Raw genomic sequence first — 14,008 nt, forward strand, 5'->3', positions numbered from 1 at the left:
CGTTTTCGGCTCAAGTCTCTGACAGGACTGCCGAATAGGTTACGGAGGGCTCTTCAGCTTCCGGTCCAGCGCCATTTCAATCGCTATAAGCCGGGACGGATGTAGTTGAGGATGGCGGAAATGGTTGCATTGGACAAAGAGCTGACTGCCATGGAAGACGAACTGGACGAAGCCGCTGAAGAAATGGCGACAGACATCCAAGAAAGTATCGACAAGACCAAATCAAAGGTCAAAGAAGCAAATGACCGCATTGACGCTCGGCTAGAGGAGATCGACGCGGAGTTCGATGCTAGGTTGGATGCAATTGACCAGCAAATCGACTCGGCGACAGAAAATTCGAAAGCTCGGTTCCAAAAGAGAAAAGCAGAGATACAAGAGGAATACTCTCACAGAAAAGCTCTTTTGAGCAAAGCAGCCAAGCTGGCAGGTGAGGCACTCGGCTAACGGGCCAACGAACCCGCCAAATTCTAAAGCGGGTTCGACACAGCCGTTTGCTGGAGTTACAAATCGAATTTATGGAAGAAAACAGTTTTCGAGAGCCACTTTCCACTTACGGTGATGCTCTGTCACGGTGGTGGAGCTCAGTAGATCATCCCGCGGCCCTTGCCGCGATCGTGTTTTGTGCGGCGGTTTTGGTTTTTCGTCGTGCACTGGCCATGGTGGTGGTTTCAGCGCTCAATGCATTGCTGTCAAACTTATCTTCCGAGATTGGTGAAGCGACGCGTGAACGCCTCGTTTCGGCTACTCAAGTACTTCTTGTAGCCCTATCGATTTTCCTTGTCTCTGAAGCTCTGGAACTTCCCGAGTTTACAGGTGGCCTCTTTAGGAGCGTTCTAGCGACCGCTGCCATAGTGGCTGTGTTTGCAACTTGGTATGAACTAGCGGGTAACTTTGTTTCAATCTTAAAAACAGGTGAGTTTCAGGATGTAACCCTTGAGGCCGACTGGACCACTAGAGTTACTCGCTTCGCCATTTTTATCTTTGGACTTACTGCGATATTGAAGGTCTGGAACGTCGACATTAGTGGAGCTCTTACTGGCGTCGGTGTTTTGGGCGCAGGGCTTGCGATCGCTGCACAGGACTTAGTACGGAATTTGATCGCGGGAATGACCAACCAAAGCGAGGCTCGATTTGTCACCGGAGACGCCATAGAAGTTGATGGCAAGTTTCTGGGGACGGTTAAAAAGATCGATCTGCGTTCCACACTCGTGGTTGGCTTCGACCAAGTGCCCCGCCATGTTCCGAATGCTGATCTGTCAAATTCTGTTGTTAAAAATTACTCAAGAATGCAGCACAGGCGTATCCTGATTTCAATTCCACTTGTTCTTTCGTCGTCCCGTGACCAAATTGAAAAAGTTAGACGTGATTTGAGTGAGTTCTTGAAGAACAGTGGGGCCTTCTCACTCGATGATGATGCTCCCAAGTGCGTTAACGTATCGGGTATCAGCAACAGTTCCATCGACATTCAGTTCTATGCCTGGACGAAGTCTGGTACTTATTCAGACTATCTGGAAACAAGTGAACGCCTTGCCCTAGAAGTTTTAGAGACTGTCGCAAGGGCAGGCACCGCGCTAGCCTACCCCACCCAAACGATACATATGGCAGAGCACGCAGGAAAAAGCTGAAGCCAAACGAACTGGTGGCTAACGAGCCATTTTCATTTTGCAGAACACCTTCGTCTCTGCGCTCTTTGGTTCATTTAGTTCTTTCGCTACCTCATCCTCCAAAAATGCACGGGTGCTTATTTCAGTCATTTCATCCGCGTCCGAATTTGTTGGCGTCTGGACGTCGGAGTTGCCAGACTGGTCGGACAGTGGCCCCCAAACTGCGCGAAGTGCCCCAGCCGATTAAGCGATGTTGTATTTTGTATGCATAACGTGTTCAATTTGAGACAAGTTTACCAATAGGACTCAATTGTTTGGACCCAACTCGCGAAGACAATACAAAAGTGCCGATTTGGTTCCTCACGATGGTCACTATCGCTCTCGTGATTTGCGCTCTGTGGTTCGGGCGCGGGTTTCTCATTCCTCTTGCGGTAACGGGTCTTCTTTATATTCTCACCTCTGCGCTTGTTGATAAAATTCAGCACACCAGTTTGATTGGCTGGTCGCCACCCGGCTGGTTAGCTCAACTTCTGAGCACGGTTTTGATAGTCGGAGCGGTCGTTCTTCTGGGTCTTGTTGCCGCTTCATCAGCGGATGATGTTCAAGACGCGTTGCCAAGATACCGGGAGCGCTTCTCAATTTTGTCGGAACAACTGGAAGGTTTTCTCGGACCCAAGATCGTGATCGCAATCCAACAAGCCATGGAGCAAGCCGATGTAGGGCGTTGGTTTACTGCAGCAATGAGCGGAGTGGGCGGAGCACTTTCAATGCTTGGCCTTATAACGCTCTATTTGATCTTCTTGACTGCTGAACGACTAGCTTGGGCTACTAAATTGCCACTTTTGGCTTCTGGGGAGGAAGAGGCACATCGCGCCAAGAAAGTGCTTTCGAGAATTTCCAATGGCGTGAAGCAGTATATGTGGGTGAATGCAGTAACAAGTGCCATGAGCGGCGTTGTTGCATTCGCCATTTTTTCGTGGGTTGGCTTGGACTTTGCGCCACTACTTGCACTGACCGTGTTTGTAGCCGGCTTCATTCCAAACATTGGGGCGTTCATCGCAATTGCGCTGCCCTCTCTCGTTGCTCTGATCCAATTCGATACTATGAGGCCGTTTTTAATCGTGTTGATTGGCTATGGCCTTGCGGATCAGTTCATCGCCAATGTCATACAGCCGAAAATGCAAGGTCGCTCTCTGAACCTCAGCACGTTCATGGTAATGGTCGCTCTTACTTTCTGGGCCACTGTCTGGGGCGGGATCGGCGCGTTTTTAGCGATACCGATGACGGTAATCGTTATGGTTTTTTGTGCAGAAATCCCCGCAACACGGTGGATCGCAATAGTTCTGTCAGCGGATGGTCAATTACTGGAAGAGCAGAGTGTTGCTTCAAAAAAGAATAATCAATCGGTGTTGTCGCATATAGGCCAATCCAAAAAACGCCAAGAGTTTGAAGAGGAAATTGAGCAACTTCGCGCAGACTTCGACAGTAGAGATAAATAGTCTACGCTTAACAGGGGCGCGACTATATCGATGAAGTTCTCTACCAGTGTCAAAACGGCGGCCAGGTTGTCAAATTTTTTAAGCCACCATTATTTGCCCCTGTAATCGATTGAACGTGGCTGCAGCGATGACGGCGAGTAATGGATCAGCAAACAGTGGTTGAACCGTGCATGCAAAGTGTTTGGAGGGTATCGCAGTCAAGCGTTTGGCTTTTGGTTCGGATCTCAATTCCAATCCCAAATTAGCAAAACTGTAGCGCTGCGAGAGTATACAGAACTTTGAATTTAAACTAATACTTACATCATTAAATAAGTTCTGGCCCGCAGCGATAGGAGAGATTGACATGGCTGATATTGCGAAATGGATGGATGATCTCAAGCAAACACGTGACGAGCTTCGTTTGCAACTTCATCTTGGTGCGAAAGAAGCAGAGGATGAATGGGAAAGCCTTATGCGTGACTGGGACTCGTTCTTGAGTAAGTCTCAGTTCGAAAAGTCCGAAGATGAAGTCGGAGAAGCGGCCCGCGAGCTGGGTCTGAAGATGAAGGCCGCCTACGAACGTATGAAGAAAGCAGTTTAGTCTGCGGAAACAAGCGAGGATCACTAAACGCGAAAAGTTTTGAAAAACTCAAACGTATGGCGTGGCTACGTCATTTTAATTGAGGTGTTCTGAGCGAGATAGTCTCAATCGCGTAGTGTCCTTGCAAAATTGCCATCTCGACGATTGTTCATTTCTTAACCGCAAGGGACAGGCGATCAGATCGCGCGCCGTCGTCTTGCGGTGGCACGCTATCAATCTGGCTTAGTGGTTTTGCTATGCTTGTTGCAGTGATTGGCCTATTTTTTGGGAACGTTGCCTGTTCTTCTGTCTGGGCGATAACTACGGGAAAGCGCTGGGCGGCGGAATCCTTGCTGTTTGAGCCTGGATCTTGCTGTCGTCCCGGTGCTTGTCGCGCCTCGAATGAGCGCTGAACGAGAACCGGAACCTGTCATTGAATTTCGCGATCTCGCAATGGACGATATCAAGGCGGCATAGTCGGAATGGCTGGGTGAGGCAAAGCATCTGGAAGAAAATGTGCGGCGTATTGCCTCCTATCCGTTTGGCGCTGTGGAATCGACTCTGCTTGGCCCGCTTTTTTCAACGACGGCGAAGTCTCTCTACAAGAAGGTGCAAACTACCAATCACAACAAAGGCGAAACTAGTCGGGACAAGGGAGCACCAATTCTGATACGTTTTGGTTGCTGCGACAGCCTTTTCGAAAGTTCGAAGGAACGTTCGAAATCAGCTTCAAACATCGCTTCTAGTTGTGATGCAGCACTATCATCAAAGTAAACCGCCATGGCTTCAAAGTTCAATCGAAACGACCGGTTATCCATGTTCATGGTTCCGACAACTGCAAGCGTATCGTCAACAAGTACGACCTTTTGATGCATGAAACCCGCATCATAGCGCATCACTTTGACTCCTACGTCGCGGATCTCGTCAAAGTATGCGAAGGCAGCCAACCAAGGAACGGTATGGTCTATGACCTCCGGGACCAATATACGCACATCTAGGCCGCGTAGCGCCGCTAGTTTAAGCGCGGTCAGAATATCGATATCTGGCACAAAATAAGGAGATGCAATCCACACTCGTTTCTTAGCTTCAGCGATGCAGGATATGAAGAACATGGCCCCTGTTTCCAGTTCGTCACCCGGACCAGTAGCGACCAAAAGTGATGTCATGTCAGCTTTATCTCGATCGGCATTCCAATTCAGGTCATCGATCAGTATTTCGTCTGTTGCCCAGTGCCAGTCTTCCACGAAAATCAACTGAAGCTGGGAAACTACTGGGCCAGTCATCTGAACATGTGTGTCGCGCCAATTACCAAAACGTGGATCGAGTCCTTTGTACTCGTCTCCGAAATTCAAACCACCCGTGAAGCCCACATGACCGTCGACAACTACTGTTTTGCGGTGATTGCGAAAATTGAGCTGAAAACGGTACTTCGGCCCCCTTGTCGACTTCGGATCGACGAACTCTACCCCTGCTGACTTTAAGCGCTGAAAATAGGTGGGAGGAAGCTTTTTGCTTCCTACAGCATCGACCATGAAGCGGACCGACACCCCTCGTTCAGCGGCATTGATCATGTGATCGCAAAGGGCTCGGCCAACGCCATCATCGTTGACGATATAGGATTGGACAAGCACGTATGATTTTGCAGTATCAATCGCCTTGAAAATCGCTGAGAACGTCTCCTCACCATCTATGAGAAGCTGAAAACCATTTCCGTCTACTCCGGGTAGTTCTGCGATCTTTTCAAAAAGTGTTGTGTCGTTCTTGGGTTTGGACTTAGGCCTATGTTGTTCGCGATAAGTCGCCACACCTTCAAGAACCTGTTCGCTTGAGGCACGACTTATTTCATAGCCACGATATTTGTGGTGTCCAAGAAACAGATAAAGCGGCACACCAAGGTAAGGTGCTGTTACAAGAAAGATTGCCCAACCGATCGCGCCTTGAGGAGTACGCGCCGTCTGGATAGCGCGCCACGCGAAAACAATCGCAATGACCTCTGACGCGATGAGTGCAATAATCAAAACCGTGCCGAGCATTTCATCGCCCATTCCATAGACAGGGGAAAGCCTGACTGAGTTACCCTCGGGCCAAAGCTATGTGAGTTTCCCATTCGTAACAACTTTTGGGCCCTCCGTCTGGTCTTGTCAGACGAACTTTTGTTGGGCGTGGCGGGGCAGTAAAGCCGCCGTTCGGATTTCGGAAGCTGTCGTTGGGGCAATCCTGGCTGACCGACTGCTCAGAGCCCAAAGCGGACCTTCGAACTCGACGCGGCAACAGGCAGAACTAAGCGCGAAACGGAAATCGCTCCACTGCTATCTAGCAGTAATGGTGTCTCAAAGTAAGCCTTTCGCGTACACGTTGAATGCTTCTGGTCGGTTGTCTCGTGGCTATAAACTCCACTGCTCAATGCCTTTTGCTAGCCAGAGAAGAGGGTCAGGTGCCTCCGCGCGACCGGAACTCTGATGGAGAGCACCCCTCCCACTTTGAGAAGGCCGTAGAAAAGTTCTGCCGGTGCGAAAAACCAATGCTTTGAGCGACCTCGTCAATTTCGCGGCCTTGCCGTAAAGCCTCTCGCGCGATGGCATGGCGCGGGCCATCGCGGAGGCGATCAAAACGGCTGCCCTCTTTTTTTAGGGCATCCTGGAGGGTTCTGAGCGGTTTGTCGAGAAGGTTAGCGACTTCGGTTTGCGCAAGAGGGCGCTGGTTGGTGCGCAATGACGCGTATTGCAAATGAGTTACGAGGTCGGACATCTCACAGGACGCATTGGGCACTTCGGGCGCCTCTGCCATGGCCAAAAGAAGGAGATCGGACAGGTCGGGCCTGGAGTGTTTGAGCGGCGTCCGCAAGAGGTGATCATCGAACTCAACTGTTCCGATATCACCCTCCGAAACCTGGCTCACGCCACTGAGAAATGTTGTGTGGTGAGCGCGCGCTCCGGGATAGCTCACCCGGATATGCGCGCTGCGTGTGCCCGTGCGCTGGGCGAGAAGGTTGCAGATCAGTCCGATTGTGTATTGCACATCGAGCGAGGCTTCCGGGCCCACGCCGAAGGGGTGAACGTACGTGAACCGACAACGATCCCTTCGCACTCGGAGGCCAACACTGACCCCGGGAACGATATAGGGAACCGTGTCGCGCAGAATGCAGAGGGCGGCCCAGATAGTCTCAGAATGAATGACGGCTTTGCCGAAAAGCCCCATATCCGCGAACTCTTGGTCCATACCTGCCCTCAGCATGATCCCGCCAAGATCATCGAGGTGGTCGATGCGGGCGAGGCCCTCTAGGTAGGTGCCGTCGGGCATCCAACGCTCCGCCTGATTCGGAACATCGAGCCCCGCTACCTCTGCGGAGAGACCTTTCCCCAGACCAAACATGGGATCAGACAGGCACTTAAACAAACCCAGCAACAGGCCCGCACGGACCTGTCTCGAGTCGTCGGGACGGCAAAACGATCGATCTTCCCGTGTGTTTGAAGACAATAGTTGGTTCCTTGGGCGCTAGTGTTGATTCTTAGATTAAGCGATTTGTGCCTACAACACTGCAGCAAAAAGAACTCGACGCGGCGCCTCCCGGACATGTCCTACGAAGAGCGCTGCCAAAAGGTAGCGGTTTCATTCTGGCTCGCGCTTCATGCCGCGCGACATGGAAGCAGTCTGACAAAACGAGGTGCGTCGCGCAGTTCAAATCAAAAGGAGGAGACAGCCGTGAAACTTTTTGAACTGACCAGGTTGCCCATGGCGCTCTTGGCAGGAACGCTCGCCCTGACTGCCGCGCCAGCTGTGGCCCAAGATGACTGGGATCGCTCGGTCTTGCCGGTCCCAATGACTGAGTTTGGTGGCCATATCGCGCTCCGCACCTCGGACTCGAGTCTCGATTTTCCGCGGCAGGTGTCCGCACCCGAGGGTGCGCCCAATGTTCTCTTGATCATGCCGGACGATGTGGGCTTTGGCGCGCCGACTGCCTTTGGTGGTCCCGTGCCAACCGAAGCCTATGATCGGCTTGCCGAGGATGGCCTCCTGTTCACCCGGATGCACACGACGGCACTTTGCTCTCCGACCCGATCGGCGCTGATTTCCGGGCGCAATCACCATTCCAACTCAACCGGCGTCATTATGGAGCTGGGCACTGGTTTCCCGGGCTACAACTCGCTGATGCCAAAAGAGAACGGCACCATTGCCGAGATCCTGAAAGGCAACGGGTACAACACCGCTTGGTATGGCAAGAACCACAACGTGCCGGACTGGCAGTCGAGCCAGGCCGGGCCGTTCGACCTGTGGCCGACGGGGCTTGGTTTCGAGCAGTTCTTTGGCTTCATCGGTGGCGACACAAGCCAGTTCACGCCCGCGATCTTTGACGGCACCAAGCCGATTGAGCCGCCGAACACCGATGATTACCACCTGGATGAGGACATGGCCGACCGGGCCATCAACTACATCCGGGAACAGCACGCGCTCGCACCGGAAAAGCCCTTCTTCGTCTACTACGCGCCGGGCACAAGTCACGCGCCGCACCACGCCCCGCAAGAGTGGATCGACAGGTTCAAAGGCCAGTTTGATCAGGGCTGGGACGCCGTACGCGAAGAGTCCTTCGCGCGTCAGAAAGAGCGCGGCATCATTCCACAGGATGCTGTGCTTACGCCGCGTCCGGAACAGCTTCGTGCCTGGGATTCGCTGAATGATCAGCAGAAAGAGCTCTATGCCCGCATGATGGAGGTCTATGCCGGGGCGCTGTCGCACATGGACTACCAGATCAACCGCATCATCGACGCGGTCGAGGAAACCGGCGAACTCGACAACACGTTGATTATCTACCTGATGGGTGACAACGGCGCGTCGGCTGAGGGCAGCCCGGATGGATTGCTAAACGAGATGACGTTCTTCAACAACATCCCCGTGCCCTTCGAGGACACGTATGCGCGCATCGATGAGCTGGGCGGACCGAATACGTTCGGCCACTTTCCCTCGGCCTGGGCGCACGCGATGAACACGCCGTTCCAATGGACAAAGCAGGTGGCCAGCCATTTTGGCGGGACCCGCAACGGCATGATCATCCGCTGGCCCGCTGGCATTGAAGCGCGGGGGGAGGTCCGTGATCAGTTCCACCACGTTATCGATATCATGCCGACAATCCTCGAAGCGGCTGGCCTGCCAGCACCGACCTCGATCAACGGGGTGGCCCAGTCCGAGATCGAGGGCACCAGCATGATGTATGCCTTCGATAACGCGGAGGCACCCTCAACCCGCCGGACCCAGTATTTCGAAATGCTGGGCAACCGCGCGATCTACAGTGACGGCTGGATGGCGACCACCACACCGCCGGAAGCCCCCTGGGTCAGCGTGGTAAAGCCGACCGATGTAATCACCGAGTGGGATTGGGAACTCTATAACGTTGCCGAGGACTTCACCCAGGCCAACAACCTTGCCGCGGAGAACCCCGAGAAACTGGCAGAGTTGCAGCTTCTGTTCTACGGCGAGGCAGCAAAATATGACGTGCTGCCGATTGTCAGCAGCAAGGTGGAGCGCATGGATGTCTCGCTGCGCCCCAGCCTGACGGCGGGTCGTACAGAGTTCACCTACTACGACAACATGACACGCATTCCCGAAGGCACCGCGCCCGACTTCAAAAACAAGTCGCACACCATCACGGCGCATATCGAGATCGCTGACGGGGACAATGACGGGATGCTCGTCACCCAGGGCGGCCGGTTCGGCGGCTGGGCGCTCTACGTGCTCGATGGCAAGCCGGTCTACACCTACAATGTTGCCAATCTTGAACGTTACAACATTGAGGGCGACCCTCTGTCGGCTGGCAAGCACACGATCCGCTACGAGTTCGAGTATGATGGCGGCGGCGTCGGCAAGGGCGGCATGGGCAAGCTTTTCGTTAACGATGAACTCGTTGGCGAGGGTCGGGTCGAGCGCACCATGGGCTTCCGAATCTCGCTCGATGAGACATTCGACATCGGCTCCGACGCGGGCGAACCCGTGAGCGAAAGCTACCACGTGCCCTTCGACTTCCCCGGCACGCTGGAGAAGGTCGAGGTCAAGTTGCGGTAACCGAGGTGTTCAGGTGTGGACAGGGGCATCAGCCCCTGTCTGCGCAACGAAGACATCAACAGCTATCCCTCAAATCGAATCTGGAGAACACTCTTCATGACAAGAAGAACCACCATATCCATCGCGATAATTCTGGCATTGTCGGTATCGGGATTGAGCCCGGCTTACGCTGAGGTCGAATACGAACCCATTCCAGAATTTCTCACAACGCCTGACGAGGTAGAATCGACGCGTCTCGGAACTCTGACGTTCAAAGACGGCTATCCGACGGGAGACACAGCCCAGAAGGTGCAGGATGAGCTCGACTACCTTCACGGGATTGAGACCTTCATGAACACGATCCAGGTCGTATCGATGCACGGCTTCTACAAAGGCTTTCTCGACATCGGCGTGCAGCACAACGAAGTGCTGCTGTTCGAAGAACTGATGGACGCGCATTCGCTCTTTCTCACGGCGAATGCCGACACACCCTATTTCCTGTCATTCATCGACCTGAACGATGGCCCCATGGTTGTCGAGACCCCGCCTAATGTGCTGGGCATCTTCGATGACATGTGGTTCCGTTGGGTCATCGATTTCGGCTTCCCCGGCCCTGACCGCGGTGAAGGCGGCCGGTATTTGCTGGTGCCCCCGGGATATGACGGCGTACTGCCCGAAGGCGGCTACTATGTGGCCCATTCCCGCACGAACCGGGTCTTCATGCTGGGGCGTGCGTTCCTTGAGGACAATGACCCAAAGCCACCGATGGACACGGTCAAAGAATACACCAAGATCTACCCCTATGTTCCGGGTGGAACGGGCACGAGCATCGGGTCATTTCTGTTGGGCGAAGCGCCAATCGCCGGTGTAACCACGGAACATCCTTCTCCTCGGTTCGTCAACGGCACTGGCGTGTCGTTCAACACCATCCCACCGAACGATTTCACCCATTACGAGTGGCTTCACGAAGTGATCCAGATGGAACCTGCCTCTTCGTTTGATGTCGAGCTTGCAGGGCAAGCAGCTGCAATTGGCATCGTGAAGGGTGAAGAGTTCAATCCGGATGAGCGGATGAGACGGATCCTTGATGAGGCAGTCGCGGTCGGCAACGCCGGGGCCCGTACCCTTGGCATGGGCGCACATCCCAGGGACCATTTCCGATACTACGATGAGGACTCGGCCTGGTGGGCAAGTCTTTGGGCAGGTGGCTATGACTTCATGAACCCGCCGGGTGTGGTCGAAGACGGAGAGATCAAGCCGTTGGAGGACAAAGGCGCGCGCAAGTATCATTCGCGGACGTCGTGGTTCTACACCGCTACTGGCGTGACACCGGCGATGATCATGCGGCTCGAAAACATCGGCTCGCAGTACCTGATTGCCAATGTCGATTCCGATGGTAACCCGTTCGACGGCGCCAAGACCTACAAGCTGGATCTACCGCCGGACATTCCCGCGGCGCGCTTCTGGTCGATGACGGTCTACGACAACCAATCACGCGGGATGCTGCAGACATCGCAGCGCTATCCGCGTGCGGGCAGTCAGACCTACCCGAGCCCGGCAGCCGTGGAAAACGAGGACGGTTCGACAACCATTTGGTTCGCGCCGGAACAGCCGGAAGGTGTGGAGCGGGGCAACTGGATCGAGACCGATCCGAAAAAGGGCTGGTTCACCTTCTTGCGCCTCTACTTCCCCGAGAAGGCGTTCTTCGACAAGTCCTGGCGGCCCGGTGAGTTCGAGCTGGTAAGCGGCGACTGATCGCCGTCAGGCGGGGGCGGCGTCCTGCGCCCCTGCTGCTCTTTTAACATGCAAGGTCAACTCTGATGTTAGTCAATCAACCATGCCGTCACTCAAAGTCGCAGCTGTTTTCTTTAAGTCCGAGCCTAAGGGGCGCATGCTGAGTTCAATGATGGATCCTATCGGTTGCCGAGTATTCACCGTGTCGAGACCGTCGATGTCTCCGTGAAATGAACCCGGCTTGGATACGATTGGGGCGTTCGATTTACTCCCGATCACAACGCAAACGGTAAGTTTATCAAAGACGTCGCGTTCACTGGCTTCAAAATTTCAAAGGGAGAGAACCAATGTCCAACCTTGTCATCATACTTTTTGAAGGCCGTCATGCCGCGGACGAGGCGCTACTTCGCGTCGCGAAAATGTCGAAGGAATGGGAGGCCGACATTAATGAGTTCATAGTGATTACGCGGAATGAAGCTGGCGACATCCGGATCAAGAACTCTGACACGCTCACCGCGACTGGTATGCTCGGCGGAGGTGCGATGGGTAGCCTGACAGGCGTAATGATTGGTGCGCTGGCAGGCAATCCGGCGGCTGGCCTGCTACTTGGGGCGGCTGCTGGAACCGGGATGGGAACACTGGCCGGAGCCCTCGATCAGGCCGATGACGAAGACCGTCTGGCGGCTATGCTCGGTTCCAAACTGAAGCCAGATACCTCTGCGCTTGCAATGATCGGCTGGACCAGCCGTCCGACAAAGCTGCTCAACGAACTCGAGGGCCTCAAGGGCGAAGTGATCGAAACATCCTTATCGGTCAGTGATGAAAAAGAGCTGCGCGCCGCATTGAGTACGCAAGCCTAGCCATAGGCTAATTGACCGTCGATCGTGCGGATCGGCCACACTGATCCGCATAAAATCTGTAACCGCTCGAACTGTCCGCCATACTTTGCTGAAGGTCCGGTGGTCGACACAAGAGGTTGGGGCTGCTGGAGAAAATCGAAATGAGTGGATTGGATATTTTTGCGTGGATCGTGCTGATTGTGTTGATCCTCACATTTCTGGTCGGGTTCATTTACCTGGCCATGTTGCCAGGCAAAATCGCCACAGAGCGCAGTCATCCACAACGGGACGCGATCAATGTCGCAGGTTGGGTCGGAGCTCTGACTTTTGGGGTTTTCTGGCCGCTCGCTTTGATATGGGCTTTCACAAGGTCGCCATTGTCAAAACAGATTGAATCGAGCGGGGGCAGACGTGCGGATTCAGGAGAGACCGCATGATTGTCTTTCTAACCCTAGCTTATGTCGCGGTTTTGTTCGTTCTCGTAAAGATGAAGGTTCTACCCAACACCAAGGCCACATGGCTTTCAACGATTGTGTGGATGGTCGTGCTGTTGATCTTTCTTTTCATTCCAATGCAGTGGGGCGCTCCTTCAGGACCGATAAAGGTCCTAACACGCGCCACCCAGATTGTTCCGAATGTTGCGGGACAGGTGATCGAAGTTGCAGCGAAACCAAACGTTCCGCTGGAAGAAGGTGAAGTACTTTTTCGCCTCGATCCGGAGCCCTTCGAGATAGCCGCTCGACAGGCGGAAGCCACCCTGGCGCGGGTTGAGGCACAGGTTCGTCAGGACCAAGATGCGCTTGCCTCAGCACAAGCCCAATTACGTCAGGCTCTTGCGCAACGGGACCTCGCAAAACTACGTTTTGAAGATGACAGCAGGTTGGCCGTCAGCGGTACGATCTCTCAAAGCCGACTCGAATCAACAGAAGCCAGCCTGGAAGCTGCGGAAGGCGCTGTAGATCAAGCTCGATCTGCCGTGTCACGTGCCGAGGTGGAAATCAGTGCCCTCACAGATGACGGTGAAGTCGCGAAACTGGCTGAGGCCAGAGCGTCCCTTAACCAGGCTGAATGGAATCTTGAACAGACGATTATCCGTGCGCCATCAGAGGGATACCTGACCAATCTCGCGATTACTGAAGGTCAGCGCGTGGTTACGTTTCCCTTTGCTCCAGCGGGAGTGTTTGTCGACACAGCCGAAAAAGTTGTGATCGCCGAAGTCCATCAGATTTATCTCCGCCACATCGAAGTGGGTCAGCCTGTCGAAGTGGCTTTCAAAACAATGCCAGGTGTGTTGATAACAGGTACCGTCGAAACCGTGCTCGACATTGCCTCGCAAGGGCAAGCGCAGGTGACCGGTACGGTGTATCAGGCAGGTCAGATCGCGAGCGAACCGTTCATTGTAAGGATAGTTCTCGACGATCCAAACATCCTAGATGAGATCCCGCCTGGTGCCGCCGGAATCGCGGCGATTTACACAGAAAGCGCGTCCGCCACACATGTTATTCGTAAGGTCATCATTCGGATGAACTCAATCTTGAACTACATCCGCCCGGACATTTAGAAGTTCAATAGTTGCGAAGCTTACTTGCTACTTGGCTTAAACAAACACTTTAAGCGGAGATTTCTAGACTGTGGTTTGGTGATCCACTTTGGACCACTGAGAGGCATTTGAATGATTTTCGTAATGTCGGCTTTGTCCGCATTGCAGCCGTTCGCGATATTCAGGCCAATGTCCGCATC

Annotated in this window: 11 protein-coding genes; 9 read left to right on the forward strand and 2 right to left on the reverse strand. The window is 53.8% G+C overall.

Annotated elements, in window-relative coordinates; all coding sequences use genetic code 11:
• Nucleotides 1-120 precede the first annotated feature (120 nt).
• The 4 genes from GS630_RS13650 (at nt 121) to GS630_RS13665 (ending at nt 3,683) form a co-directional block, all read left to right on the forward strand.
• The gene (locus GS630_RS13650) at nt 121-444 is read left to right on the forward strand and encodes a hypothetical protein (RefSeq protein WP_170422171.1); all 324 of its coding nucleotides are present in this window, start codon (nt 121-123) and stop codon (nt 442-444) included.
• Between the two features lie 47 nt (nt 445-491).
• Nucleotides 492-1,625: a mechanosensitive ion channel family protein gene (locus GS630_RS13655; protein WP_171712059.1), complete on the forward strand. Its 1,134-nt coding sequence runs from the start codon at nt 492-494 to the stop codon at nt 1,623-1,625.
• A gap of 293 nt (nt 1,626-1,918) precedes the next feature.
• A complete protein-coding gene (locus tag GS630_RS13660) occupies nt 1,919-3,103 on the forward strand; it encodes an AI-2E family transporter (RefSeq protein WP_170422165.1) in 1,185 nt (394 codons plus the stop codon).
• A gap of 343 nt (nt 3,104-3,446) precedes the next feature.
• Nucleotides 3,447-3,683: a hypothetical protein gene (locus GS630_RS13665; protein WP_170422163.1), complete on the forward strand. Its 237-nt coding sequence runs from the start codon at nt 3,447-3,449 to the stop codon at nt 3,681-3,683.
• 602 nt (nt 3,684-4,285) lie between these two features.
• On the opposite strand, the gene cls is transcribed toward GS630_RS13665, so the two are convergent.
• Both cls and GS630_RS13675 read right to left on the reverse strand, forming a co-directional pair.
• On the reverse strand, nt 4,286-5,707 hold the full coding sequence (gene cls, locus GS630_RS13670) for a cardiolipin synthase (protein WP_245223189.1): 1,422 nt from the start codon (nt 5,705-5,707) through the stop codon (nt 4,286-4,288).
• Between the two features lie 385 nt (nt 5,708-6,092).
• Nucleotides 6,093-6,962 (reverse strand): AraC family transcriptional regulator, encoded by an 870-nt coding sequence (locus tag GS630_RS13675; protein WP_170422160.1) that lies wholly within the window; start codon nt 6,960-6,962, stop codon nt 6,093-6,095.
• 402 nt (nt 6,963-7,364) lie between these two features.
• Between GS630_RS13675 and GS630_RS13680 the strand changes: the two genes are divergently transcribed.
• The 5 genes from GS630_RS13680 (at nt 7,365) to GS630_RS13700 (ending at nt 13,829) form a co-directional block, all read left to right on the forward strand.
• Complete coding sequence (locus GS630_RS13680; RefSeq protein ID WP_348540085.1) at nt 7,365-9,716, forward strand: arylsulfatase; 2,352 nt, start codon at nt 7,365-7,367, stop codon at nt 9,714-9,716.
• Between the two features lie 96 nt (nt 9,717-9,812).
• Entirely contained in the window at nt 9,813-11,450 is a 1,638-nt protein-coding gene (locus tag GS630_RS13685) for a DUF1254 domain-containing protein (protein WP_170612385.1), read from the forward strand.
• Nucleotides 11,451-11,776: 326 nt separating this feature from the next.
• A complete protein-coding gene (locus GS630_RS13690) occupies nt 11,777-12,289 on the forward strand; it encodes a DUF1269 domain-containing protein (RefSeq protein ID WP_170422155.1) in 513 nt (170 codons plus the stop codon).
• A 140-nt stretch (nt 12,290-12,429) separates the two neighbouring features.
• Nucleotides 12,430-12,705 carry a DUF3302 domain-containing protein gene (locus tag GS630_RS22625; RefSeq protein WP_170422179.1) on the forward strand — a complete coding sequence of 92 codons (276 nt, stop codon included), beginning with the start codon at nt 12,430-12,432 and terminating at the stop codon, nt 12,703-12,705.
• Between the two features lie 101 nt (nt 12,706-12,806).
• Nucleotides 12,807-13,829, forward strand: coding sequence for an HlyD family secretion protein (locus tag GS630_RS13700; RefSeq protein WP_171656700.1), 1,023 nt, complete (start codon nt 12,807-12,809; stop codon nt 13,827-13,829).
• Nucleotides 13,830-14,008: the final 179 nt, after the last annotated feature.

Origin of the sequence: Ruegeria sp. HKCCD7303 (assembly GCF_013111185.1) — a bacterium.
GTDB lineage: Bacteria > Pseudomonadota > Alphaproteobacteria > Rhodobacterales > Rhodobacteraceae > Ruegeria.